Source organism: Paracoccus sp. Z118, from assembly GCF_019061185.1.
In the GTDB taxonomy this organism is placed as follows: domain Bacteria; phylum Pseudomonadota; class Alphaproteobacteria; order Rhodobacterales; family Rhodobacteraceae; genus Paracoccus.
In genome coordinates, this window is sequence record NZ_JAHQZU010000028.1 from 1 (window position 1) to 23411 (window position 23411).

The 23411-nt window shown below is 67.4% G+C and carries 22 protein-coding genes and 2 tRNA genes; 17 read left to right on the plus strand and 7 right to left on the minus strand.

Annotation, left to right across the window (positions count from 1 at the left end):
- Window positions 1-371: 371 nt before the first annotated feature.
- Window positions 372-455: transfer RNA gene (locus KTN05_RS15000), tRNA-Tyr, on the minus strand.
- Window positions 456-642: 187 nt separating this feature from the next.
- Here KTN05_RS15000 and rlmB point away from each other — a divergent pair.
- The 10 genes from rlmB to KTN05_RS15050 all read left to right on the plus strand — a co-directional run bounded on the left by rlmB (window position 643) and on the right by KTN05_RS15050 (window position 11384).
- Complete coding sequence (rlmB, locus tag KTN05_RS15005) at window positions 643-1434, plus strand: 23S rRNA (guanosine(2251)-2'-O)-methyltransferase RlmB (protein WP_371823386.1); 792 nt, start codon at window positions 643-645, stop codon at window positions 1432-1434.
- 88 nt (window positions 1435-1522) lie between these two features.
- Window positions 1523-1951 carry a YHS domain-containing (seleno)protein gene (locus KTN05_RS15010; protein ID WP_217330201.1) on the plus strand — a complete coding sequence of 143 codons (429 nt, stop codon included), beginning with the start codon at window positions 1523-1525 and terminating at the stop codon, window positions 1949-1951.
- Window positions 1952-2157: 206 nt separating this feature from the next.
- Window positions 2158-2571: a CoA-binding protein gene (locus tag KTN05_RS15015; protein WP_217330202.1), complete on the plus strand. Its 414-nt coding sequence runs from the start codon at window positions 2158-2160 to the stop codon at window positions 2569-2571.
- A gap of 235 nt (window positions 2572-2806) precedes the next feature.
- Window positions 2807-4372 (plus strand): 2-isopropylmalate synthase, encoded by a 1566-nt coding sequence (locus tag KTN05_RS15020; RefSeq protein ID WP_217330203.1) that lies wholly within the window; start codon window positions 2807-2809, stop codon window positions 4370-4372.
- Between the two features lie 450 nt (window positions 4373-4822).
- Entirely contained in the window at window positions 4823-5857 is a 1035-nt protein-coding gene (locus KTN05_RS15025) for a rod shape-determining protein (RefSeq protein WP_254368256.1), read from the plus strand.
- Window positions 5858-5867: 10 nt separating this feature from the next.
- The gene (gene mreC, locus KTN05_RS15030; RefSeq protein ID WP_217330204.1) at window positions 5868-6812 is read left to right on the plus strand and encodes a rod shape-determining protein MreC; all 945 of its coding nucleotides are present in this window, start codon (window positions 5868-5870) and stop codon (window positions 6810-6812) included.
- Between the two features lie 7 nt (window positions 6813-6819).
- Entirely contained in the window at window positions 6820-7368 is a 549-nt protein-coding gene (locus tag KTN05_RS15035; RefSeq protein ID WP_217330205.1) for a rod shape-determining protein MreD, read from the plus strand.
- A 5-nt stretch (window positions 7369-7373) separates the two neighbouring features.
- Entirely contained in the window at window positions 7374-9317 is a 1944-nt protein-coding gene (gene mrdA / locus KTN05_RS15040) for a penicillin-binding protein 2 (protein ID WP_217330206.1), read from the plus strand.
- Complete coding sequence (gene rodA, locus KTN05_RS15045; protein ID WP_217330207.1) at window positions 9317-10456, plus strand: rod shape-determining protein RodA; 1140 nt, start codon at window positions 9317-9319, stop codon at window positions 10454-10456. Before mrdA ends, rodA begins: the two co-directional genes overlap by 1 nt.
- A gap of 7 nt (window positions 10457-10463) precedes the next feature.
- Window positions 10464-11384 carry a glyoxylate/hydroxypyruvate reductase A gene (locus tag KTN05_RS15050; protein ID WP_217330208.1) on the plus strand — a complete coding sequence of 307 codons (921 nt, stop codon included), beginning with the start codon at window positions 10464-10466 and terminating at the stop codon, window positions 11382-11384.
- Window positions 11385-11447: 63 nt separating this feature from the next.
- Here KTN05_RS15050 and KTN05_RS15055 read toward each other — a convergent pair whose 3' ends face one another.
- Window positions 11448-12209, minus strand: coding sequence for an SseB family protein (locus KTN05_RS15055; protein ID WP_371823385.1), 762 nt, complete (start codon window positions 12207-12209; stop codon window positions 11448-11450).
- Window positions 12206-12775: a uracil-DNA glycosylase family protein gene (locus tag KTN05_RS15060; RefSeq protein ID WP_217330210.1), complete on the minus strand. Its 570-nt coding sequence runs from the start codon at window positions 12773-12775 to the stop codon at window positions 12206-12208. The genes KTN05_RS15055 and KTN05_RS15060 overlap by 4 nt, the downstream gene beginning before the upstream one ends.
- 186 nt (window positions 12776-12961) lie before the next feature.
- Here KTN05_RS15060 and KTN05_RS15065 point away from each other — a divergent pair, with 186 nt between their 5' ends.
- Genes KTN05_RS15065 through kdsA form a run of 3 tightly spaced genes read left to right on the plus strand, consistent with a single transcriptional unit; the run spans window position 12962 to window position 16246 of the window.
- Complete coding sequence (locus KTN05_RS15065; RefSeq protein WP_217330211.1) at window positions 12962-13615, plus strand: ABC transporter ATP-binding protein; 654 nt, start codon at window positions 12962-12964, stop codon at window positions 13613-13615.
- Window positions 13599-15401, plus strand: coding sequence for a capsule biosynthesis protein (locus KTN05_RS15070; RefSeq protein WP_217330212.1), 1803 nt, complete (start codon window positions 13599-13601; stop codon window positions 15399-15401). Before KTN05_RS15065 ends, KTN05_RS15070 begins: the two co-directional genes overlap by 17 nt.
- Window positions 15398-16246 carry a 3-deoxy-8-phosphooctulonate synthase gene (gene kdsA, locus KTN05_RS15075; RefSeq protein WP_217330213.1) on the plus strand — a complete coding sequence of 283 codons (849 nt, stop codon included), beginning with the start codon at window positions 15398-15400 and terminating at the stop codon, window positions 16244-16246. The genes KTN05_RS15070 and kdsA overlap by 4 nt, the downstream gene beginning before the upstream one ends.
- A gap of 12 nt (window positions 16247-16258) precedes the next feature.
- On the opposite strand, the gene KTN05_RS15080 is transcribed toward kdsA, so the two are convergent.
- Complete coding sequence (locus KTN05_RS15080) at window positions 16259-17083, minus strand: class I SAM-dependent methyltransferase (RefSeq protein ID WP_217330214.1); 825 nt, start codon at window positions 17081-17083, stop codon at window positions 16259-16261.
- 124 nt (window positions 17084-17207) lie between these two features.
- On the minus strand, window positions 17208-18419 hold the full coding sequence (locus KTN05_RS15085) for an NAD(P)/FAD-dependent oxidoreductase (RefSeq protein ID WP_217330215.1): 1212 nt from the start codon (window positions 18417-18419) through the stop codon (window positions 17208-17210).
- 102 nt (window positions 18420-18521) lie between these two features.
- Here KTN05_RS15085 and KTN05_RS15090 point away from each other — a divergent pair.
- The 3 genes from KTN05_RS15090 to KTN05_RS15100 all read left to right on the plus strand — a co-directional run bounded on the left by KTN05_RS15090 (window position 18522) and on the right by KTN05_RS15100 (window position 21466).
- Window positions 18522-18596: transfer RNA gene (locus KTN05_RS15090), tRNA-Gln, on the plus strand.
- Window positions 18596-20026 carry a DUF6538 domain-containing protein gene (locus KTN05_RS15095; protein ID WP_217330216.1) on the plus strand — a complete coding sequence of 477 codons (1431 nt, stop codon included), beginning with the start codon at window positions 18596-18598 and terminating at the stop codon, window positions 20024-20026. The genes KTN05_RS15090 and KTN05_RS15095 overlap by 1 nt, the downstream gene beginning before the upstream one ends.
- 12 nt (window positions 20027-20038) lie before the next feature.
- Complete coding sequence (locus tag KTN05_RS15100) at window positions 20039-21466, plus strand: hypothetical protein (protein WP_217330217.1); 1428 nt, start codon at window positions 20039-20041, stop codon at window positions 21464-21466.
- A 280-nt stretch (window positions 21467-21746) separates the two neighbouring features.
- Here the strand turns inward: KTN05_RS15100 and KTN05_RS15105 are convergent, their stop codons facing one another.
- Both KTN05_RS15105 and KTN05_RS15110 read right to left on the minus strand, forming a co-directional pair.
- The gene (locus KTN05_RS15105) at window positions 21747-22655 is read right to left on the minus strand and encodes an ImmA/IrrE family metallo-endopeptidase (RefSeq protein WP_217330218.1); all 909 of its coding nucleotides are present in this window, start codon (window positions 22653-22655) and stop codon (window positions 21747-21749) included.
- Window positions 22652-22963 carry a helix-turn-helix domain-containing protein gene (locus tag KTN05_RS15110; RefSeq protein WP_254368257.1) on the minus strand — a complete coding sequence of 104 codons (312 nt, stop codon included), beginning with the start codon at window positions 22961-22963 and terminating at the stop codon, window positions 22652-22654. Before KTN05_RS15110 ends, KTN05_RS15105 begins: the two co-directional genes overlap by 4 nt.
- A 179-nt stretch (window positions 22964-23142) precedes the next feature.
- Here KTN05_RS15110 and KTN05_RS15115 point away from each other — a divergent pair.
- A partial coding sequence (locus KTN05_RS15115) for a hypothetical protein (RefSeq protein WP_217330221.1) occupies window positions 23143-23411 on the plus strand: 269 nt, incomplete at its 3' end.

Here is a 23411-nt window from a genome sequence, read left to right on the forward strand (position 1 = left end):
CGCGTCGGTCAGCCAGAACAGGTTGCTCATATATCAGGTCTCCTCGCCGTGCCTGAATCACGCCAACAGCCTGAAATCAATGGGTCTGGAGCCTATCCCAATCTGGCGGCCGAACTGCTGCGCAAGCACAACCCTTATGACGTCCAGATCATGATTGCAGGGTTGATCTCAGGCATGGCGTTTCGCGGCTTTCTGCGACGTCATGTCAGGCAGTCTTCTGGGTCTGGGTTCCGCCTTGGCTCTTTTCCCGCTGGATCCGCCTCGCAACGCCGCAAGACTTCTCAGCAGTCTGCTCGCATATTGCTCACATGCAGGCGCGACCTGCGAGTAAGCGGATCATGCAAACACCAGCCAAGCCATCGAAAGGAAGATGGTGGGCGACCCTGGAATCGAACCAGGCATGGGTCTCCCCGGCGGAGTTACAGTCCGCTGCCGCACCTTGCAGCACGTCGCCCGACGCCGGGGGTGATTAGCGGCGCGGCGCTTTCGGGTCAAGCAGGATTTCCGCCGGGGCGGCAGATGCCCCTTGCGCGCCCGCCGCCCCGCGCGCAGTTAGGCGGGATGCAGGACAAACCCGACCGCCCCCATCGGCCGACCGGCCCATCCGACGCCCGTGCGCCGCAGGGTGCCAGACCCCGCGGGGTGAAGAAGCCGACATGGGTCATCGACAAGGAACGCGCCCGCCGGGCCGCGGCGGCGGAGACCGTGTGGCTCTTCGGTCTGCACGCGGTGCGCGATGCGCTGGCGAATCCCCGGCGCGAGCGGCTGCGGCTGGTGCTGACCCGCAACGCCGAGGGCCGTCTGGGTGAGGCGCTGCCCGCCTCGGGCATGACGCCCGAAATTGTGGACGCCCGCAGCTTCGACAAGGTCGTGCCGCTGGCCGGGGAAAGCGTCCATCAGGGCGCCGCGCTGGAGGTGAAGCCGCTGTCCTGGGGCAAGCTGGACGAGGTCGCGCTGGCGGGCGATCCTGGGCTTCGCCCGCTGATGGTCGCGCTGGACCGGGTGACGGACCCGCATAACGTCGGCGCGGTCCTGCGCTCGGCCGAGGTGTTCGGGGCGCAGGCCGTGGTCGCACCCGCCCGCCATGCCGCGCCGGAGACCGGGGCGCTGGCCAAGACCGCCTCGGGCGCGCTGGAGCGGCAGCCCTATCTGCGGGTGACGAATCTCGCGGACGCGCTGGAACAGCTGAAGGCGCTCGGCTACGTGCTGATCGCACTGGACGGAACCGGCACGGAAAGCCTGCCGGATCTGCTGGGGCAGATCGGCACGCGCCCCGTCTGCCTCGTGCTGGGGGCCGAAGGTCCGGGGCTGCGCGACAAGACCATCGCCACCTGCGATCATGTCGCCCGCATCCCCTTCGCGGCGGATTTCGGATCGCTGAACGTCTCGAACGCGGCGGCGGTGGCGCTCTATGCGGTTCGGCAGGCGGGTTGATCGCGCGGCGATGGCGGGCGTTCACATGCCCGCGCGTGCGGTTCGGGGCCGGTTGAGATTCGCGGGGGCCGGTGGCACATCGGCTGGCATGATCGCTCGCCCCTCCCATTTCTCCACGCTTTCGCTAGCCTTCGCCGCGGCACTCGCCAGCGCCCTGCTGGCCGCGCCCGCGCAGGCGCAGGCGCCCGCCGTGAGCGGCATGGATACGGTCGAGCTTTACACCACCGGGCGGCTGGTGCCCGGCCGGGGCGATCTTGCGACCGCTTGGCACGGTCAGGCATGGCTGTTCGTGTCCGAGCCGAATCGCAGCGCTTTCGAATCGGATCCGCGCCGCTTCGCGCCGGGCTTCGACGGCCTCTGCCCGCCGCAGCTTGCCGAGGGGCACCGGACGCCGGGACGGCCGGACCTTGCGGTGATGATCGACGGGCGGATGTATCTGACCTCGTCGCCCGAGATGCGGGCCCGTCTGCTGGCAGACCCGGCGGGCGTTCTGGCCGCCGCCAAGGCGCAACGCTAGTCGCGCCGAATCGCGCCGCATCACATCGACGTGATACCTCTGGAACCGAAGCCGAACGTTGCGCATTTACATCATGAACGAGACCACGGAACGGTCGCGTTCGGATCACTGTCCCTCGTTCCGCGACTTGCGCCCGGGCTGACCTTGTCAGACCGGGCGCTTTTTCATCGGATGGGCCTGATCGACATTCCAGAAGGAGCCAAGCCATGACCACGCGCGCCGATATCGACCGCATCGCACGGGACAGCAAGGTGATCGCCGTCGTCGGCCTGTCGCCCAAGCCCGAACGGCCCAGCCACGATGTCGCCCGCTTTCTTCAGTCGCGCGGCCACCGGATCGTGCCGGTGAATCCCGGCCATGCGGGGCAGACCATCCTGGGCGAGCCGGTCTTCGCCAGCCTCGCCGACATTCCCGACGCCGATCAGGTGGACATGATCGACATCTTCCGCCGCTCCGAGGCGGTCGGGCCGGTCGTGGATGAGGCCCTTGAACACCTGCCGAACCTGCGCACGGTCTGGATGCAGATCGGGGTGACACATGCCGAAGCCGCCGCAAAAGCCGAAGCGGCAGGCATCACCGTGGTCCAGAACAAATGCCCGAAGATCGAGTTTCCCCGCTGACGCGCCATGGCTTTTTCCGCCCTGCGCCTCTTTCCATCCCCGGACGGGCGGTTATAGTGACGCCATGACTCGGATGCGACACATCGCCTCGGCCCGCAACGCGCAACCCAGCGCGCGTTTTGCCGTGAACCTCCGCGGTCTGCTGCTTCTTACGCTGCGCTGAGCGGGTCTCCGGGCCGCCGCTCAGCAGGTGAGTGCCCGGTTCCCCGACACACCGCACAAAGGCAGCAGCACAATGACCGATACCAACCGCGTCCTGATCTTCGACACCACCCTGCGCGATGGCGAGCAATCGCCCGGCGCCACCATGTCCCATGCCGAAAAGCTGGAAATCGCCCACATGCTGGACGAGATGGGCGTGGACGTGATCGAGGCAGGCTTCCCCATCGCCTCGGAAGGCGACTTCGCCGCCGTCTCGGAAATCGCCAGACAGGCGCAGCATTCGGTGATCTGCGGCCTCGCCCGCGCCCAGATTCCGGACATCGACCGTGCGTGGGACGCGATCCGCCACGCCAAGCGCCCGCGCATCCATACCTTCATCGGCACCTCGCCGCTGCACCGCGCCATCCCGAACCTGACGATGGACGAGATGGCCGACCGCATCCACGAGACGGTGACCCACGCCCGCAATCTCTGCGACAACGTGCAGTGGTCGCCGATGGATGCCACGCGGACCGAGCATGACTATCTGTGCCGGGTGGTCGAAATTGCCATCAGGGCGGGCGCGACCACGATCAACATCCCCGATACGGTCGGTTATACCGCGCCGAAGGAATCGGCAGAGCTGATCCGCATGCTGCTGGAGCGTGTGCCGGGCGCCGACAAGGTGATCTTCGCCACCCACTGCCACAACGATCTGGGCATGGCGACGGCCAACAGCCTCGCCGCCGTCGAGGCGGGCGCGCGGCAGATCGAATGCACGATCAACGGGCTGGGCGAGCGGGCCGGCAATACCGCGCTGGAGGAGGTGGTGATGGCGCTGAAGGTGCGTCACGACATCATGCCGTTCTCGACCGGCGTCGATACGACGAAGATCATGGGCATCTCGCGCCGGGTCAGCCAGGTTTCGGGCTTTCCGGTGCAGTTCAACAAGGCCATCGTCGGCAAGAACGCCTTCCTGCATGAATCCGGCATCCATCAGGATGGTGTGCTGAAGAACGTCGAGACGTTCGAGATCATGAAGCCCGCCGATATCGGCCTGAACGAGGCCAACATCGCGATGGGCAAGCATTCGGGCCGCGCGGCGCTGCGGTCCAAGCTGAACGATCTGGGTTTCGAGGTCGGGGACAACCAGCTCAAGGACGTGTTCGTGCGGTTCAAGGCGCTCGCCGACCGCAAGAAGGAAGTCTATGACGACGATCTGGTTGCGCTGATGCAGGACAGCGCCGCCAACACCGACAGCGACTATCTTCAGGTCAAGTCGCTGCGCGTGGTCTGCGGCGGCGGCGAGCCTGCGACCGCGACCCTGACAATGGTGGTCGGCGAAGAAGAAAAAACCGTCGAAAAGCAGGGCGACGGACCGGTGGACGCGGCGTTCAACTCCGTCAACGCGCTGTTCTCGCATCAGGCGACGCTGCAACTCTATCAGGTCCACGCCGTGACCGAGGGCACGGACGCGCAGGCGACCGTCAGCGTCCGGCTGGAGGAGGATGGCCGCATCGCCACCGGACAGGCGGCGGACACCGACACGATCCTCGCCAGCGTCAAGGCTTATGTCGGCGCGCTGAACCGCCTGCGCGTGCGGCGCGAGAAGTCGGCCCCGGATTCGGACGTGCGGCAGGTGGGCATGTATTCGGTCTGATTTCCGGCCGGAACCGACAGGATGCGAGGGGCGGCGTTCAGGCCGCCCCTTTTCGTTCCACAAAGCCCAGATCGGACCCCAGCAGGAACGGGGACTCATCGGCCAGGTCGTGCCGAACGTCTCTGGGGTCAGTAGCTCGGCGCGTAGAGATGCTCGCCGCGTTCGGCAGGACGGGGGCCGGTGCCGCCGTCGCGCTTCGCCGTTCCTTGCGCTGTCATGGCCGGCGCAGCCTTGGGCAGCACCCCGGCAGCGGTCAAGCAGGCGGCCCGGCGCCTGCGGGTCTGCGGGGCTGGTTTTCCACGCAATTTTCGGGTTTTCCCCGTGCGGGCCTCGGCCTATATCTCCTGCACCTTCGACGGAATGACTCGGCGGAGAAATCGGGCAATGGCCATCCGCAAAAGGATGGCGGAACCGCCGTCGAGTGTTAGGGACGGCAGAAGGGGAATTTTCATGGCCTTCGGCGGTCTGTTTGCGACGGATATCGCGATCGATCTTGGGACGGCGAACACGCTGGTCTATGTCAAGGGCAAGGGCATCATCCTGAACGAGCCCTCGGTCGTGGCCTACCACGTCAAGGACGGCAAGAAGCAGGTGCTCGCCGTGGGCGAGGACGCCAAGCTGATGCTCGGCCGCACCCCCGGCTCGATCCAGGCGATCCGGCCGATGCGCGACGGCGTCATCGCCGATTTCGACAGCGCCGAAGAGATGATCAAGCACTTCATCAAGAAGGCGTTCCGGCGCACGACCTTCTCGAAGCCCAAGGTGATCGTCTGTGTGCCGCATGGCGCAACCCCGGTCGAAAAGCGCGCGATCCGGCAGTCGGTGCTGTCCGCCGGCGCCCGCAAGTGCGCGCTGATCGAGGAACCCATCGCCGCCGCCATCGGCGCGGGGATGCCGATCACCGAACCGACCGGCAGCATGGTCGTGGATATCGGCGGCGGCACGACCGAGGTCGCGGTGCTGTCGCTGGGCGATGTCGTCTATGCCCGCTCGGTCCGGGTCGGCGGCGACCGCATGGACGACGCCATCGTCAACTACCTGCGCCGCCATCACAACCTGCTGATCGGCGAGCAGACGGCCGAGCGGGTCAAGACCTCGATCGGCACCGCGCGGATGCCCGATGACGGGCGCGGCGCGACGATGCTGGTGCGCGGGCGCGACCTGCTGAACGGCGTTCCGAAGGAGATCGAGATCACCCAGGCCATGATCGCCGAGGCGCTGGCCGAGCCGGTGCAGCAGATCTGCGAGGCGGTGATGATCGCACTGGAGGCGACGCCCCCCGATCTGGGCGCCGACATCGTGGACCGCGGCGTGATGCTGACCGGCGGCGGCGCCATGCTGGGCGAGATGGATCTTGCCCTGCGCGAGCAGACCGGGCTGATGATCGGCATCGCCGACCAGCCGATGAACTGCGTGGCGCTGGGGACCGGGAAGGCGCTGGAATACGAAAAGCAGCTGCGCCACGTGATCGACTACGAGGCCTGAGGCAAGGGACGTGGCGCGCAAGGGCTATGACTTCGCAGCCCCGGTCCGCCGCGTCCTGATCGCGGTGCTGGTGCTGACGCTGCTCGCGATCTTCCTGTTCTGGCGGATCGACGGCCCGCGGGCCGAGCGGATGCGCGCGATGTTCGTGGACCGCATGGTGCCCAGCTTCGACTGGGCCATGCGGCCGGTCACCCAGGTCAGCCAGATGGTCGCGGGCTTCCAGTCCTATGCCCGCATCTACGAGCAGAACGAGGAGCTGCGCCGCGAATTGCAGCGCATGTCGGCGTGGAAAGAGGCCGCCGTTCAGCTCGAACAGGAAAACGCCAAGCTGCTGGCGCAGAACAACGTCCGCATCGACCCGGCGCTGACCAGCGTCTCGGGCGTGGTGATGGCCGACAGCGGAAGCGCCTTCCGGCAGTCGGTGCTGCTGAATGTCGGCGCGCGCGACGGGATCGTGGACGGCTGGGCGACGATGGACGGGCTGGGCCTCGTCGGCCGGATCGCGGGCGTCGGCGCCACCACCAGCCGGGTCATGCTGCTGACCGATCCCAGTTCGCGCCTGCCGGTGCGGGTCCAGCCCTCGGGCCAGCACGCGCTGCTGACGGGGGACAACACCGCCCTGCCCTTCCTCGACTTCATCGAAAGCGCCGACGACGTGCGGCCCGGCGACCGGATCATCAGCTCGGGCGACGGCGGCGTTTTTCCGGCGGGGCTGCTGGTCGGTCAGGCGGTGCTGGCGTCCGACGGGCGGATGCGGGTCAGGATGGCCGCCGATTACGGCCGGCTGGAGTTCCTGCGCGTCCTGCGCAGCCACCCCTCCGAGCGGATCGAGGAGGCGGGCACCCTTATCCCGCCGCCGCGCGACGATTTCATCGGCCCGCCCTTGCCGCCGCCCCTGTCGTCCGGCGCCAGCGCCCCGGCCGAGGTGGCGCTCAGCCCCGCAACGGGCGAGTGAGCGCGCCATGATCGACCCAACGCGCCGCCGGCAGGTCACGGGCACGACGCTCTATGTCGTCCTCGGGCTGGGCATCATCATCCTGCGCCTGCTGCCGCTCGCGCCGGGCGAGGTGTCGTGGCCGGGGCCGGACGTGCTGCTGTGCCTGACCCTCGCCTGGGCCGTGCGCCGCCCGGAGCAGCTGCCGGTGCTGGTGATCGCCGCCTTGTTCCTCATCGAGAACCTGCTGCTGCTGCGGCCCATCGGACTCTGGGCGGCCATCGTCGTGGTCGGGACCGAGGCCGTGCGCGCGCGCGAGCGGCGTTGGCGCGACCAGCCTTTTCTGGTTGAATGGCTGCGGATCGGGGTTCTGGTGCTGGGGATGATGATGACCGACAGGCTGCTGCAGTTGGTGTTCTTCGTGCCCGGCGAAATGTCGCCGCGCCCGCCGCTGGGGCAGGCGCTGATGCAGGTGATCGCGACCATCGCCGCCTATCCCGTGGTGGTGCTCGCCGCCCGCTGGCTGGTCGGCCTGCGCCGCGCCGCCCCCCGCGACATCCCCGGCGCAAGGATCTGAGCGCGATGCGGAAGTCCGAAAGGGACGTGCAGGACAGCACCCGTTCGATCACCCGGCGCGGGCTGATGCTGGGCGGGATTCAGGCGGCGGTGATCGCGACGCTGGGCTGGCGGCTCAAGACCATGCAACTCGACCGCGCGGACGAGTTCCGCATGTTGTCCGACGGCAACTCGATCAAGATGCGGCTGCTGCCGCCCGCGCGGGGGCTGATCCACGACCGCAACGGCGTGATCCTGGCGGGGAACGAGCAGAACTACCGCGTCACCATCACCCGCGAGGAAGCGGGCGACGTCAGCGCCGTGGTCGCCCGGCTGCGCCACCTGATCCCGATGACCGACACATCCGTCGCCGCGCTGATGGCCGAGATCGGCCGCCGCAGCGCCATCACCCCGGTCAGCGTGGCCGACCGCCTGACATGGGACCAGTTCGCCTCGATCGCGGTCAACGCCCCCGCTCTGCCCGGCGTCACGCCGGAATCGGGCCTGTCCCGCAGCTATCCGCGCGGGGGCGATTTCGCCCATGTGCTGGGCTATGTCGGGCCGGTCTCCGACTACGACCTGTCCAGGATCGAAAACCCCGACCCCGTGCTGATGCTGCCCGAGTTCCAGCTTGGCAAGGTGGGGGTCGAGGCGAAGCTCGAATCCGACCTGCGCGGCAAGGCGGGCGCGCGCCGGGTCGAGGTCAACAGCGCCGGCCGCGAGATGCGCGAGCTGAGCCGGGTCGAGGGGCAGCAGGGCGCCACGGTGCAGATGACGCTGGACGCCGGGCTCCAGAACTTCGCCCGCCACCGGCTGGGCGAGGAATCCGCCGCCGCCGTGGTGATGGACGTCAACACCGGCGACATCCTGACCATCGCCTCGTCCCCGGTGTTCGATCCCAACAAGTTCGTGCGCGGGATTTCCAGCGCCGACTACACCGCGCTGATGAACCACGATCACCGGCCGCTGGCCGACAAGACCGTGCAGGGCCTCTATCCCCCCGGCTCGACCTTCAAGATGGTCACGCTGCTGGCGGGGCTGGAGTCCGGCATCATCAACGCCGGAACCCGCTTCTACTGCCCCGGCCACATCACCGTCGCCGGCCGCCGCTTCCATTGCTGGAGCCGGGGCGGCCACGGCTCGGTCGAGGCGTTGCAGAGCCTCGAGCGGTCCTGCGACGTCTATTACTACGAACTCGCCCAGCGGGTCGGGATCGACCGGATCGCCGACATGGCGCGGCGGCTCGGGATCGGCGTGCGGCACGATCTGCCCATGTCGGCGGTGGCCGAGGGGATCGCGCCCGACCGGGCATGGAAGCGGGCGCGTTACGATCAGGACTGGCAGGTCGGCGATTCCATCAACGCCTCGATCGGGCAGGGCTTCGTGCTCGCCTCGCCCCTGCAACTGGCGATCATGACGGCGCGGGTCGCGACCGGAAAGGCGGTCGAGCCGCGGCTGGTCCGCGCCATCGACGGCGTGGCGCAGCCGGTGCCGGAATGGCCCGATCTGGGGCTGGACCCCGCCCATCTGCGCGTTGCCCGCGCGGGGATGGACGCGGTGATGAACGGAAGCCGGGGCACGGCGGCCCGGTCCCGCGTCGTGGCGCCCGAATGGCGGATGGCGGGCAAGACCGGCACCAGCCAGGTGCGCAACATCACCGCGGCGGAACGGGCGCGCGGCGTCATTCGCAACGACCAGTTGCCGTGGAACCGGCGCGACCACGCGCTGTTCGTCTGCTACGCCCCCTATGAGGCGCCACGCTATGCCGTCTCGCTGGTGGTCGAACATGGCGGCGGCGGCTCGGCCGTGGCGGCCCCGATCGCCCGCGACATCCTGCTGTTCGCGCTGGCGGGCGGGCTGCCGCCGCTGGATGCCTATCCCTCCGGCCAGCGCGGCGAGATCGAGGAGATGCGCGCGAAGCTGCGGCTTGACACGCCCGAGCCGCCGAAGCTGGCAAGGGTGCGGGCCTGATGACCTATCTGGATTACAAGGTTGCGCATACCCCGGCCGGCTGGCGCAAGATCCTGTATCTGAACTGGCCGCTGGTGTTCCTGCTGGCGGCGGTCTCGTCGGTCGGGTTCCTGATGCTGTATTCGGTATCGGGCGGTCGCCCCGAGGTCTGGGCCGAGCCGCAGGTCGAACGCTTCGCCGTCGGCATGGTCGCGATGATCGCGCTGGCGTTCGTGCCGATCTGGTTCTGGCGCTCCATCTCCATCGTGACCTATCTGGTCTGCTGCGGGCTGCTGCTGGCCGTGGATCTCGTCGGCCATATCGGCATGGGCGCGCAGCGCTGGCTGGATCTCGGCCCGGTCAAGCTGCAACCGTCCGAGCTGATGAAGATCGCGCTCGTCCTGATCCTCGCCGCCTATTACGACTGGCTGGACAAGGAGCGGACCTCGCGTCCCTTCTGGGTGCTGCTGCCGTTGGTCCTGATCCTGCTGCCGACGGCGCTGGTATTGCAGCAGCCCGACCTCGGCACCTCGCTCATGCTGGTGGCTGGCGGCGGCATCATGATGTTCGCGGCGGGCGTCAGCCTCTGGTATTTCTCGGCGGTGTTCGGGGCCGCCGCCGGGCTGGTCTTCGCGGTTCTGGAAAGCCGCGGGACCGACTGGCAACTGCTCCGCGATTACCAGTTCCGCCGCATCGACACGTTCCTGAACCCCGGCACCGACCCGCTCGGCGCGGGCTACAACATCACCCAGGCGCAGATCGCGCTGGGATCGGGCGGCTGGTCGGGGCGCGGCTTCATGCAGGGCACCCAGAGCCGGCTGAACTTTCTGCCCGAAAAGCACACCGACTTCATCTTCACCACGCTGGCCGAGGAGTTCGGCTTCATCGGCGCGATGTCGCTGCTGTCGCTTTATACACTGGTGCTGGCCTTCTGCCTCTATTCGGCGCTGACCAACCGCGACCGTTTCGCCAGCCTGCTGACGATCGGGGTGGCGGGGACGTTCTTCCTTTACTTCGCCGTCAACATGTCGATGGTCATGGGGCTGATGCCGGTGGTGGGCGTGCCGCTGCCGCTGGTCAGCTATGGCGGGACGCAGCTGATGATCCTGCTGATGGCCTTCGGCATCGTGCAATCGGCCCATGTCAACCGCCCGAGGTGATCCCTTCATGCGCGTCCTCTATGCCGCCCCTGCCGCCTCGTGGGACCGCTGGTCCACGCATCTTCGCGCCGCCTGCCCCGAGATGGAGCTGCTGCGCGGCGGCGATCCGGCCAGCTTCGACGCGCTGATCTATGCCCCCGGCTATCCCGAAAGCGGCGAGCCGCTGGATTTCCGCCCCTTCACCCGCGCGCGGCTGGTCCAGAGCCTCTGGGCCGGGGTCGAGCGGATCGTCGGCAACGCGACGCTGACGCAGCCGCTGTGCCGGATGGTCGATCCGGGACTCGAGCGGGGGATGGTCGAATACTGCGCCGGTTGGGCGCTGCGCCTTCATCTGGGCATGGACGCCTATCCTCAGGACGGCGTCTGGCGCAACGGCCTGACCCCGCCGCTGGCGGATGAGCGGCGGGTGACCGTGCTGGGCACCGGCGCGCTCGGGGCCGCCGTGGCGCGGGCGCTTGTCGCCGTGGGCTTCGAGGTGGTGGGCTGGTCCGCCTCGGGCCGCGCGGTCGAGGGGCTGCGGGTGCTGCCCGGCGAGGCGCTGGCCGAGGCGCTGGGGCGGGCGGAGATCCTGATTTCGCTGCTGCCCGACACGCCCGAGACGCGCGGGCTGCTGGATGCCGCACGGTTCGCGCTGCTGCCGCGCGGGGCGGCGCTCATCAATCCGGGGCGCGGCACGCTGATCGTCGAGGATGACCTGCTGGCGGCGCTCGATGCCGGGCAGGTCGGACACGCCGTGCTGGACGTGTTCCAGACCGAACCCCTGCCCCCGGCGCATCCCTTCTGGGCGCATCCCCGCGTGACGGTGACGCCGCATATCGCCGCCGAGACCCGGCCCCAGACCGCCGCGCTGCTGGTGGCAGAGAACCTGCGCCGCGCGATGAAGGGGGAGCCGTTGCTGCACCGGGTGGATCGGGAACGGGGCTATTGAAGGCCGATGGGCCAGCCTGCGTCCATGCGCCGGTTGCACGTCTGAAGCGCCAGCGGAGGCGCGCTACCAGCGCAGTTTGGGCGGACGGTCAACTTCGGGCTCCGGCTCCGGCTCGGCGGGCGGAGCAGGCGTCAGTTCCAGCCGCAGCGCACCCGCTGGCAGCGCCGCGCCCTCGAAGGTGATGTCCAGCCCGCCGGGAACCGGCGGCAGGAAGGCCAGCATCTCGCCCACCGCCTTGGCGATGGCTGCCTGATCGCCCTGCGACGCGCCCGAGATCATCAGCAGATGCCCGGCCGCCCCATCCGCCCATTCCGCCCGTGCCAGCGCCGCGCCGGAGAGAAGGTCGCCCATCGCGGCCAGCCGTTCGGCCAGCGGGTCTGCCAACACCGATACCATGTCCGCGTCCGGCAGCGTCAGCCGCGCCGGCGTCCCCTGCCCTTCGGCCGGTTTCTGCGCCAGCGCCTGCCCGAGCCATGCGAGCGCCCCCGCGTCCAGCAGCATCTGCGAGGGACGGCCCGGATTGACGAGCAGCGCCCGTCCCTCCTCGGCCAGCGTCGCCGCCAGCACCCGGCCGGGCATCGCCGCATGGGCGACCGGCCCGCCGACGAACGCGGCAAGCTCGGCGGCGTCGTCGCAGGCCAGCGCCGCCTGCGTTCCTTCCAGATCGAACAGCATCAGCTTGGCCAAATCGTCCTGCGGATCGGCGGACAGGGCGGCGAACAGTTCGGTATCGGCCAGCCGCCGCAGCACCTGCGCGCGCAGAGACTCGTCCGCCTCGTGGAAGGGAACGGTGCAAAGCCGGTCCAGCGCGGTGCGTGCGGTCACAGAACTCCTGCCAGCGTGCGGCGCAGTTCGGGGACCAGCTCGGCCTCGAACCACGGATTGCGTTTGAGCCATGCGGTATTGCGCCAAGACGGATGAGGCAAGGGAAACACGGCGGGCGCATGGTCGCGCCATGCCGTGACCGCCTGCGTCACGTTGGACATCCCCAGATGCCACCGCATGGCATGGCCGCCGATCAGCAGCGTCACGTCGGGCTTCAGGTCGGCCATGACCCGCGCCCGCCAGGTCGCCGCGCAGATCGGCGGCGGCGGCAGGTCCGAGCCCTTGGCGTCATAACCGGGAAAGCAGAACGCCATCGGCACGATGGCGATGCGCGAGCAGTCGTAGAATGTCGCCTCGTCAACGCCCATCCACTCGCGCAGCCGTTTCCCCGAGGCATCCGTGAAGGGCCGCCCCGACTCGTGAACGCGCAGCCCCGGCGCCTGGCTGGCGACCAGCACCCGCGCGCCGGGGCGGAACCACGTCACCGGGCGCGGCGCATGGGCCGTCGCGGTCGCGCGGAAGCGGCCCTCGCAGAGGCGGCAGGCGGAAATCTCGTCCTTTATCATCGCGTGGCAGATAGGTGCTGCGGCCGCCGGAAAAAACCCTGCATTGTCACGATCGGCGGCGCGCCGATGGACAGGGGCGGGGCGCGGCCCTATGTTCGCGCCAACTTGCGGGGTTCTCCTCGGGGTTGAATTTCATTCGGCACCCTCCCCTCCGGCGGGACAGCCCAGGACGGTTCCGCGACCTTCATGCTCGAATTCGACAATGTATCAAAGTCGTTCTGGACCGGCTCGCAGCGCAAGGTGATCCTCGACCAGGCGTCGTTCCGGGTCGAGCTGGGCCGGTCGATGGGCATCCTGGCGCCCAACGGCACCGGCAAGACGACGCTCATCAACATGATGTGCGGGCTGGAAAAGCCGGACGAGGGCACGATCCGTCGCGAATGCCGGGTGTCGTTTCCGCTGGGCTTCATGGGCGGCGTCATGCCCAAGCTGTCGGCCAACGAGAATGCGCGCTACATCGCCCGGATCTACGGCATCGACCCCGATTACATCGAGGCGTTCTGCCGCTGGCTCTGCGAGCTTGGCGAGTATTTCGACCAGCCGGTCGCGACCTACAGCACCGGCATGCGCTCGCGGCTGAATTTCGCGCTGCTGCTGGCGCTGGAATTCGACATCTACCTGATCGACGAAGGCATGCCCGTCACGACGGACGTGAACTTCAACCGCAAGGCGGGCACCGTCCTTTACGACCGACTGAAGACCTCCACCGTCGTCGTCGTGTCGCATCAGGCGCAGACGCTGGAGAAATTCTGCCGCACCGCCGCCGTCCTGCGAGGCGGCCGGCTCTACATGTTCGAGACCCTCGACGAGGCCAAGCAATATTATGACTACACCTCCTAAGGCCCGTCTCTACCGGCTCAGCCGCGACGAATCGGTGCTCGCCCGCGCCCGCAACGGCGCGCCGGCGCCGGATGAGCCGGTGCGCCACGAAGCCGCAGGCGCCCCCGTCGGCGTCCGGGTCGAAGTGCGGCGCGGGGCCAAGGCCAGCGCGCAGGGCGCCCCGCAGGGCAGCGGCACGCCGGGGGTCGGAGCAAAGCAGCCGGCAAGCGGCGATGACATGCCGTTCGGGCCGATAAGCGACGGGTTCGAGGGCATGACGTTTCCCGGTGCGGCCGCCGACACGGCACCGCCCGCCAACAGCGCGGGCACGTCCCCGCGGGCCGCGATCGAGGCCGTCAAGGCCGAGAACCTGACCCGCCGCCAGCTGCGCGTCGCCGCCCGCATCGCCGCGCTGCACGGGATCGAGGTGACGTCCGACTATGAGGCAGTCGTCAAGCTGCGCGAGCAGGGCATCGACCCCTTCCACCGCGACTCCGTCGGCAAGGTGCTGTCGCAGGAAGGCGCCCGCGCCCGCGCCGCCCCCGCCGCCAACGCCCCCGCGATCACGCCCGGCAACGCGCCCGCCCGCGGCCGCCGGCAGGAGATCGTGCCGATCGCGCCGCCGAACCTGCCCTCGCGCGAGGACATGACCGAGGAGCGGCGCGCGAGCGAGATCATGGCGATCCAGCGCGACATCGCCCGCCGCCGCCGCCGCCGGCTGATGATGCTGATGGCGCGTCTGGCCGCGCTGGTGCTGCTGCCGACGATGCTCGCGGGCTGGTATTACTTCAGCCTCGCAACGCCGCTCTATTCGACGAAATCGCAGTTCCTGATCCAGCAGGCCGACGGCTCGGGCGGGGGCTCGCTCGGCGGGCTCTTCAGCGGCACCCAGCTTGCCACCAACACCGACAGCGTCGCGGTGCAGAGCTATCTCACCTCGCGCGATGCGATGCAGCGGCTGGACGGGGATCTGGGCTTCAAGCGCACGTTCCAGGACCCCAGCATCGATCCGGTCCTGCGGCTGCCCCTGACCGCCACCAACGAGGAGGCGTACAAGGTCTACAAGCGGATGGTGAAGATCGGTTACGACCCGACCGAGGGCGTGATCGACATGGAGGTGATCTCGCCCGACCCGCAACTCAGCCAGCAATTCTCGACGGCACTGATCGGCTATGCCGAGGGGCAGATCGACCAGATGACCGCCCGCCTGCGCTCGGACCAGATGCAGGGCGCCATCGACAGCTATCAGGATGCCGAGACGAAGGTGCTCGAGGCGCAGAACCGCGTGCAGGCCCTGCAGGAGCGGCTGGGCGTTCTGGACCCGGTGGCCGAGGGTTCGGTCGTGATGGCGCAGATCGGCCAACTGGAGGCGCAGCTCACCGAAAAGCGGCTGGAGTTGGGGCAACTGCTCGCCAACGCGCGCCCGAACCAGAGCCGGGTTCAGGGCGTCGAGGGCGACATCGCCCGGCTGGAGCAGATGATCGGGCGCACCCGTTCGCAACTGACCGAAGACACCGGCGCGCGCGCCTCGCTGGCGGCCGTCTCGGGCGAGATACGGATCGCGGAAAGCGATCTTGCGACCCGGCAGACGCTGCTGGCCGCGGCGGCGGCACAGATGGAAACCGCCCGGATCGAGGCGAACAAGCAGGTCCGCTACCTGTCGCTTTCGGTCGCGCCGGTCCCGCCGGACAGCCCCGCCTATCCCAAGGCGTTCCAGAACACGCTGGTGGCATTCCTGATCTTTTCGGGTATCTACCTGATGATGTCGCTGACTGCCTCGATCCTGCGCGAACAGGTGTCCTCATGACCTTGACCACTCCCCGCCACGTCGCCGTGCGGAACGTGACCTTCGGCAACGACCTGCCGCTGGTCCTGATCGCCGGCCCCTGCCAGCTGGAAACGCTGGACCACGCCCTGTCCATCGCCGAGCCGCTGGCGGCCGCCTGCCAGCGGGTGGGGGCCGGTTTCGTCTTCAAGGCCAGCTACGACAAGGCCAACCGCACCTCGCTTTCGGGCCGGCGCGGGGTCGGGATCGACGAAGGGTTGGCGATGCTGGAGGCGGTGCGCGACCGGGTCGGCTGCCCGGTGCTGACCGACATCCACGACGAGGCGCAGGCGATCCGCGCCGCGTCGGTCGCGGACATCATCCAGATCCCCGCCTTTCTCAGCCGCCAGACCGACCTGCTGCTGGCCGCCGGAAAGACCGGCGCGGTGGTGAACATCAAGAAGGGCCAGTTCCTCGCCCCCTGGGACATGCCCAACGTCGCCGACAAGGTCGCCTCGACCGGCAACGAGCGCATCCTGCTGACCGAGCGCGGGGCCAGCTTCGGCTACAACACGCTGGTCGCGGACATGCGCGCGCTGCCGATCATGGCGCGGACGGGCTATCCGGTGGTGATGGACGCGACCCATTCCGTGCAGCAGCCCGGCGGACAGGGCGGATCGTCCGGCGGCCAGCGCGAGTTCGCGCCGGTCATGGCCCGCGCCGCCGTCGCGCTGGGGGTCGCCGGGGTCTTCATCGAGACCCACGAGGATCCCGACCGCGCCCCTTCGGACGGGCCGAACATGATCCATCTGGACCGGATGCCCGCGCTGATCGAAAGCCTGATGCGCTTCGACGGGCTGGCAAAGGCCGACCCGGTGATGGGCTGAGGCGGCCCGCCCTCACGAAGCGGGGCGCGGCACCCTGACCGTCACCAGCAGGTAACGCGCCCGGATCAGGGTCCTGCCCTCCTCGCCCATGTTCTCACGCTCGATCAGCGCCAGCATCCTGCCGCGCAGTTCGTCGGCGCGGGGTCCCGGCCCCAGATGTTCGAACACCCGCATCACCGGCCCGAACCAGTTCAGGAAGAGGTCCAGCAGGGCCGCGGGCGGGCCGTCCAGCCGGAACTCCTTGATCGCGGGCTCCATCGTGATCGCATCGCGCGGGATGCCCGCCTGATCGAAGCGCTCGATCACCTTCGCCTCGATGCCCCACGCTGTGGGCGGAACGAAGCCCTCGGGCGGCGGCGGGCCGTATTCGTGCATCAGCTTCAGGATCTGCGCGACCATCGTGGGATCGCCGGGAATCCAGTTGCCCATGACCACCCTGCCCCCCGGTTTCGCCACCCGCACCATGCTGCGCGCGACTTCCAGCGGGCAGGGCGCGAACATCGCGCCGAACATGGTCAGCACCAGATCGAAGCTGCCATCGGGCAGCGCCGACAGGTCGCAGGCGTCGCCCTCGACGATGCGGATGTTGGTCAGCCCTTCCGCCGCGACGCGCGCCTGCGCGGCAGCCACGAGGTTGCGGGCGATGTCCACGCCCAGCACATCGGCTCCGCGCCGCGCCATCGGCAGGGCCGTCGCGCCGTCGCCGCAGGCAAGGTCCAGCACCTTCATGCCCGCGCTGACGCCCAGCCGCTCGACCAGCTGATCGGCGCTGTCCCGCATGGTCGCGGCCAGCTTCGAGAAGTCTCCCTTCTCCCACAGTTCCTTGTTCGGGTTCATGATAGTTCCCCACCTTCGCGGTCAAGCGCAACGCCCGGTCCGCGAAGCCGGCCGGACGAGGGGCGATGCGGGCTGGATGCCCGCCCGTCGGGGCACCGGCACCTGCCGGCGTTGCGGGATCATATCAGGAATCGGGCCCCGCCGGACCGGAAATCGCGCCGGAAATCGCGCGGGCGGCCGCATGGGCCGACGCCCAGGCCCACTGGAAATTATAACCGCCGAGCCAGCCCGTCACGTCCACCACCTCGCCGATGAAATGAAGCCCCGACACCGCCCGCGCCTCCATCGTCCGCCCGTCGAGATCGCGGCAATCGACGCCGCCGACCGTCACCTCGGCTGTGCGCCAGCCTTCCGAGCCGACCGGCCGGATCGTCCAGGCGTTCACCCGCGCCCCCAGCCGGTCCAGCACGGCGTTCGGCTGATCCGCCAGCCGCGCGCCGGTCAGCCCCTCTGCTTCTGTCAGGGCATCCGCCAGCCGTTCGGGCAGGATCCGGGCCAGCGCGGTCGCCACCTGCATCCGCCCGCCCTGCCCCCGCTGCTGGCGCAGCAGCGCGGCCACGTCCTGCCCCGGCGCAAGGTCGGTCGTGATCGCCTCGCCCGGCCGCCAGAAGCTGGAGATCTGCAGCACCGCCGGCCCCGAAAGCCCGCGATGCGTGAACAGCAGCGCGTCGTCGAAGCTGGCCTTGCCGCAGCGGATCCGCGCCGGCAGCGACACGCCCGCCAGCGGCGCGGTCTGGCGAAGATCCTGCTCGGCAAAGGTCAGCGGCACCAGTCCCGGCCGCGGCTCGACCAACCGCAGGCCGAAACCACGCGCGATGTCATAGCCGATGCCCGTCGCCCCCATCTTCGGGATCGAGCGGCCGCCGGTCGCCACCACCACCCGCCGCGCCGCCTCCTGCCCCTGTGTCGTGCGCACCGTGAAGCCCGAGCCCGCCCGCTCCACCGCGGTCACGCCGACACCCAGCCGCAACTCGGCGCCCTGCATCCGCGCCAGCAGCATGTCGATGATCTGTCCCGCCTTGCCGTCGCAGAACAGCTGGCCCAGCGTCTTCTCGTGCCAGGCGATCCCGGCGCGATCGACCAGCGCCACGAAATCGAGCGGCCGGTATCCCGCCAGCGCCGAGGCGAAGAATCGCGGCGTCCGGGACAGAAACCTGTCCCGCGCCGTCGCAAGATTGGTGAAATTGCACCGCCCCCCGCCCGAGATGCGGATCTTCTCCCCCGGCCGCCGCGCATGCTCGATCACCAGCACCCGCAAGCCCTGCCCGGCAAGCTCTCCCGCACAGAACAGCCCCGCCGCCCCGGCCCCGAGTATCACGACATCCCATGGTTCCATGCCGCCGCACTAGCCCCTCGCCGCGCCGCGCGCCAGCCGAAGAAAATTACCGCAGAACCCTCTTGCGCGCCCCCGCCGGCGTGGCTAAACACCCCGCACTGCTGGGGCGTGGCCAAGTGGTAAGGCATCGGTTTTTGGTACCGTGTACCGTAGGTTCGAATCCTACCGCCCCAGCCATGAAATACAAAAAAGACAGCCTTTCCATTGGGTTAGCCACTGGAAATCCAGGCAACCTCCCGTCTGCGCGTCGGCGCGCTTCACAAACTGGTTCACATGCCGCCGCACGGCGGCGCAGGGAGCCGGGTCGGAGATGGGGTCTTCACCTCACCCGCAGAAACGGCGTCTTCTACTTTCGCCGGCGCTGGCCGCAGGGCCTCCGCCACTTCGGCGCCCCCGAATTTCTGTCCCTGTCGCTGCAGACCCACGTCCTCGCCGACGCGGTGAAGAGGTCGGGCGACCTGCTCACCGCGCTGGAGAGCAGAGAACGCGACATGATGATGAACCTGGCAGAGGCACCGATCGACGGCTGGCGCGTCGGCGCCCTCCTTCGGGAGATGGTGCGCTCGGCAGTGGCCGAGATGATGGCGCGGCTGGAGGCACCTGTTACGGCTCAGGACAGTGCCCGGCGGGTGCAGAAGATTGCAGAGAAGCGGGCTGCAGTTCAGACAGCGCAACGAGCGCGCGACTGGAGCCTCTCCCCCGAGTTCGCCGGTGCCGCGGCGACCATGACCGGCGTGCCGTCCGAGGCGCTGGTCACGCCGGCCATCGGCCGGGAGATTCTCTCGACCGCGCGCCGTCTGCTCGATCTCGCCCGGGATGTCAAGGAAGAGTGCAGCGATCCGCTTCATGCCGGCCGAGCGCTGCTCGATGACGTGGGCCTCGCACCTTCTCGAAGCGCCCTCAAGTCCCCGCTGCTCCTGTCCGAAGCGATCGAGAAGGCCTGCACGGCGGCGACCCCGGACGTCGAGACAAAGCTTCGCACGGTTGGGTGCCTCGCACGGGCCTTTTTCGGGGATGTCCCGGTTGCCACGCTGCCCTACGACCAGATCGTCGAGTTCCTTCACTTCGTGTGGAACATGCCGAAGGGCTGGGGCAAATCTCACGGCCGCAACCGCTTCGAGCAGATCGGCCGGGTTCTCGATCCCCGAGACGAGCAGCGCGTTGCCGACCAGCAGGATGCGGCACTGGTAAAGGATATTCTCGGCAACAACCGGTTTTCCATACCCGAGAAGCGTCGGCGTCTCGTCGAAGGGCTCACGCCGCGGCTCACGGACAATTATCTGTTTGTCCAGCGCGACATGTTCAATCGCATCGTCCGGGCGGCTCTGGGCGCGGCTGCGACGGCGCGGGATCTCGAGGATGAGGATCGGGTCGTCCCGTCACACAAGCAGCTGAGAGCAAAACTTGTCGAATGGCACAAGCAGGCAAGAACGCCATGCGGCCTGCCTACCCGCGTGTCGCGGCCCAAGAGACGGCGCTCCTGGTCCTTGGAGCACCTCGTCGAGCTGCTGCTCTCGCCCATCTACACGGGAACCTCGTCAGACGCCCAACGCTGGCGCAAGGCGACTGCGTCGAAGCGCGTTCTCAGGCGGGATGCGATCTACTGAGTGCCATTGTTCATGATTGCGCTCGGTGTTCGGCCGGAAGAAATCCTTCAGCTGAAGATCAGAAACATTCGGCGTCGTGACGGGTTGCTGTGTGTGTTCATCGGCGAAGACGGCGATGACGTCATCAAGTCCGAACAGTCTCGTCGTGTGCTGCCGGTGCCGCAACTCCTTCTCGATCTGGGGTTTCGCGAATGGGCGATCGCCCTGCACACGAGAGGCGAGATCTGGGCCTTCCCCGAGATTGAACCCGGCAGTGCGACAGGGCGCCGGTCACAGATCTTCGGCGACCGGATGCGGACTCTGCTGGGCCATCTCGATCTGAAGTTCTCCGACGAGGACATCTACGCGATGCGCCGCACGCTCGCGTCGAAACTCCTCCATCTCCGCGTCGACACCGGCATTCGGCAGCGGGTTCTCGGTCATCTGGAGGGAACGACCATCGACCGCCATTATTCCGACGACGGCTTGGCGGAGTTGAAGGCACTTTTGGATCAGGTCGACTATGGCGTTACCGTTGGCTCCGTACCAGGCTTTGCCTACCCCGTCATAACCGGCTGCTCCCGGCCGATGCTCCCATCTCTGGATGTGACCGTGGCGCTCGGTGATCAGAGCGAGCTTCTCGCAGTCCGGCTGAGCGATCCCGATACAGAAGAGGTCATTTTCGCTGGCCGGATCGAAGGCACGTCGCCGCCACGCGAAGAGGGCTGGACCGATATCGCCGCCATCTCTGCCAGGACTGTCGCCGATGAAATTCTGGCGCTGACCTCGTCGTATTCACTCAGCTTGCCCTCCAACGAAGAACAACTCGCGGCTCTGGAGCACCTTCTGATGCTTGGAACACCACCTCGGGCGGTACCGGCCTTGGGGGCGGAGAGGGATAATGCTACTCACCAAGCTATCGTTCATGATGACAACAGCCCGGCTCATTCCGCGGAAATCTCCGGAGATATACCCGTGTGTGGTAGCTTTGCGGTCGGCGACCTTATCATCTGTGCCTTGCCGCTCTCGCGTCGAGGACAGGAGAATGCAGCACCGAGGCCCGGACTCGTCATCGGAAGCCGCGACCTCGGGGGTCGGCGCTATCTCGACATTGCCTGGGGAGCGCCTGCAGGAACCAAACACCCGGCACCGCATGAGTTGGTTGTCGTAGGTCCGTCCGAGATCGCGGAGGCGCAGCTGGCGGCAGCGACTCATTTCGATCTGCGCCGCAGGTATTTGATCCCCGAGGACGACCGTAACCGTCTTCACCGGAAGCTTGGTAGACTGGCGAGCCATGCTCGTAAGCGTCTTTCAGAGACGCTGTGCTTCGCCGGAGACATAACTCCCACTCCCGTCGCGATGACCGCTTCCACGAAGATGGCACTGGTTATAGAGAGGCGAATCCCGAAACGTGCGGTCATCCCGAAAGCGCTACGGGGAGGAGAGGCGGGTTCCCGGTGAACAGAGCAGTCTTCATGTCCTCCTCCAGCCGCTTGCGTATGTCAGCGCACGCGCCAAGATGGATCTGAAGAACGTCTTTCCCTCAAACAAATGAGCCGCCGATCATGGATCAGCGGCTACCCGTTTTACCGCAACATAATTAGTATCAGCATCAAGGATCAGTTGTCCCCGGTGCGGTTAAATCTGCCCAGTAATGAATTCACCCGAGTAAGTTCGCCGGAGTTTGTTGCGGCAGGCTACGACTTGGTCTTTTACTTAGCTTCGGGATCATACTCGCCAATCATGATAATACTCCGGAGCGTGTGTTCATCAAATCCAAAGCATCCGGCAGCTCGTCTGGTTCATCCAGATCATGACCGCCGTGATCCCCAAGATGAAGAAGCGAGATCCCAAGATCGTAAAGGTCCGAGAGGATCACCTCTTCCACGACTGGTTCGTCCAGCCACACGCCGGCGGAATGCGGAATAGACTCACTGCCCGGGTCAAGCCAACCACCGGCTGCAGGAGAAGCTGGCGGAACGCTCAAGGGTGATGCGCTCCGAGTGCGGAAGAACGCGCCCGACCGGAGTGCCGGCTTGCTTGACTTCGCCCAGAGAACGTATCCCTCACGGGAAACGACGAGTATTGCGCGACGCTCGGTAATCTCGAGCCACTGCAGCACGCAGGCTGTAAGCGACACACCGTAACGCTCGTCAGCAAGCCTGCCGAATTTCTCGAGACTCACGGCCTCCCGCGGTGGAATCTGCCGGCGCAGGTCGTCGAGCGGCATCAGGAGCCGCGCGGCGAACCGGTTGGCTTCCGACTCCTGGGGGCTTCGCTCATGATCCCAAGTGGCCATGTCTTCCTGGCGACAATTAAAGCCACCCTCGGGTGCGCGGTGGCGATGGAGCAGGTAATGTCCGAGCTCGTGCCCAATCGTGAAGCGACGACGGCCCTCGGTCATGCCCTTGGCATAGGCGATGCCCCAGCCTTTGCCTCGATGACGCGCATCCACGAGGGCACCGTCACATCCTTCGAGCTCGCGGGCAGCGACCTTGGTGATGGGAGCTGCCGGGTCGAGCATCGGCGTCCATTCCAAGGCGAGTTGCTCTACATCTATCGGGAAACGCTCTTCTCCGAGCGTCGTGCGGAGGATCACTGAAGCCCGGTTCGCCCACCAGTCGGGCCCCTTCTGTTCCGCAGCCGTCATTCATCGTCCCAGAGGTCAAGCATCTTGCGCAGCCGGACCTTGTCCTTGTCCGGGAGGCCCACGTACTTCCGGAAGAACACCTTGTCCTCCGGGGCGAGGTCGTCCTGCGTGTTGATCGGTGTCCCAATCAGGACGTCCACCGTCGTGCCCAGGGCTGCAGCTATCTGCGAGAGTTTCTCGGCGGAGGGACGGGGCGGCGCCTTGTTCTCCAGTTCCCAGATGTAGCTCTTGCTCGAGCCGGATGCCTGCGCAAGGCCGTCGAGCGTCAGTCGGCGCTCCTTGCGGAGCGCCCGGATCAGCTCGCCCATGGGTGTGGCCAACGGTTTCTTCCCCAGTGCTCATGATGTGCATGTTCAGTGTAGACATACAAAGAAGGCTTGACAAGCGCACATCGGATGATGTTCAGAGTAGCGATATATACGATGCTATGATCTCGGACCTTAGGGCGAGTCGGCGGCGTGACGCGGCGCAGGAAGGACAGAGAACAATGAACCAATTGAGCAACTTCACGTCGCGGAAGATCGAGACCGTCGTCGACCACCTCCTGAAACTGGTGGCGATCAAGGTGGAACTGCCCCCCAGCTATCACGCGCTCGCCTGTGAACGGAAAGGCCAGCATCTCGCGCACGAGGTCGCCGTCGGCCTGCTTCTCAACCAGCTGGATCAGCATCATTCTGTCGTCGGTCATCGTCATCTCCGTATCGGTTCAAGGTCTCGCAACCCGAACCTTCCCGAAGATCGGCGATGGCCGCCAGC

What these genes read in the sequence shown, in the direction of transcription:
- KTN05_RS15085 (WP_217330215.1), bottom strand. Translation starts at nt 18,419, where the DNA reads ATGGAACCATGGGATGTCGTGATACTCGGGGCCGGGGCGGCGGGGCTG.
- rodA (WP_217330207.1), top strand. Translation starts at nt 9,317, where the DNA reads ATGACCTATCTGGATTACAAGGTTGCGCATACCCCGGCCGGCTGGCGC.
- KTN05_RS15095 (WP_217330216.1), top strand. Translation starts at nt 18,596, where the DNA reads ATGAAATACAAAAAAGACAGCCTTTCCATTGGGTTAGCCACTGGAAAT.
- KTN05_RS15070 (WP_217330212.1), top strand. Translation starts at nt 13,599, where the DNA reads ATGACTACACCTCCTAAGGCCCGTCTCTACCGGCTCAGCCGCGACGAA.
- KTN05_RS15010 (WP_217330201.1), top strand. Translation starts at nt 1,523, where the DNA reads ATGATCGCTCGCCCCTCCCATTTCTCCACGCTTTCGCTAGCCTTCGCC.
- KTN05_RS15015 (WP_217330202.1), top strand. Translation starts at nt 2,158, where the DNA reads ATGACCACGCGCGCCGATATCGACCGCATCGCACGGGACAGCAAGGTG.
- KTN05_RS15065 (WP_217330211.1), top strand. Translation starts at nt 12,962, where the DNA reads ATGCTCGAATTCGACAATGTATCAAAGTCGTTCTGGACCGGCTCGCAG.
- mrdA (WP_217330206.1), top strand. Translation starts at nt 7,374, where the DNA reads ATGCGGAAGTCCGAAAGGGACGTGCAGGACAGCACCCGTTCGATCACC.
- KTN05_RS15050 (WP_217330208.1), top strand. Translation starts at nt 10,464, where the DNA reads ATGCGCGTCCTCTATGCCGCCCCTGCCGCCTCGTGGGACCGCTGGTCC.
- KTN05_RS15060 (WP_217330210.1), bottom strand. Translation starts at nt 12,775, where the DNA reads ATGATAAAGGACGAGATTTCCGCCTGCCGCCTCTGCGAGGGCCGCTTC.
- KTN05_RS15020 (WP_217330203.1), top strand. Translation starts at nt 2,807, where the DNA reads ATGACCGATACCAACCGCGTCCTGATCTTCGACACCACCCTGCGCGAT.
- kdsA (WP_217330213.1), top strand. Translation starts at nt 15,398, where the DNA reads ATGACCTTGACCACTCCCCGCCACGTCGCCGTGCGGAACGTGACCTTC.
- KTN05_RS15035 (WP_217330205.1), top strand. Translation starts at nt 6,820, where the DNA reads ATGATCGACCCAACGCGCCGCCGGCAGGTCACGGGCACGACGCTCTAT.
- KTN05_RS15105 (WP_217330218.1), bottom strand. Translation starts at nt 22,655, where the DNA reads ATGACGGCTGCGGAACAGAAGGGGCCCGACTGGTGGGCGAACCGGGCT.
- KTN05_RS15025 (WP_254368256.1), top strand. Translation starts at nt 4,823, where the DNA reads ATGGCCTTCGGCGGTCTGTTTGCGACGGATATCGCGATCGATCTTGGG.
- KTN05_RS15100 (WP_217330217.1), top strand. Translation starts at nt 20,039, where the DNA reads ATGATTGCGCTCGGTGTTCGGCCGGAAGAAATCCTTCAGCTGAAGATC.
- KTN05_RS15110 (WP_254368257.1), bottom strand. Translation starts at nt 22,963, where the DNA reads ATGGGCGAGCTGATCCGGGCGCTCCGCAAGGAGCGCCGACTGACGCTC.
- KTN05_RS15080 (WP_217330214.1), bottom strand. Translation starts at nt 17,083, where the DNA reads ATGAACCCGAACAAGGAACTGTGGGAGAAGGGAGACTTCTCGAAGCTG.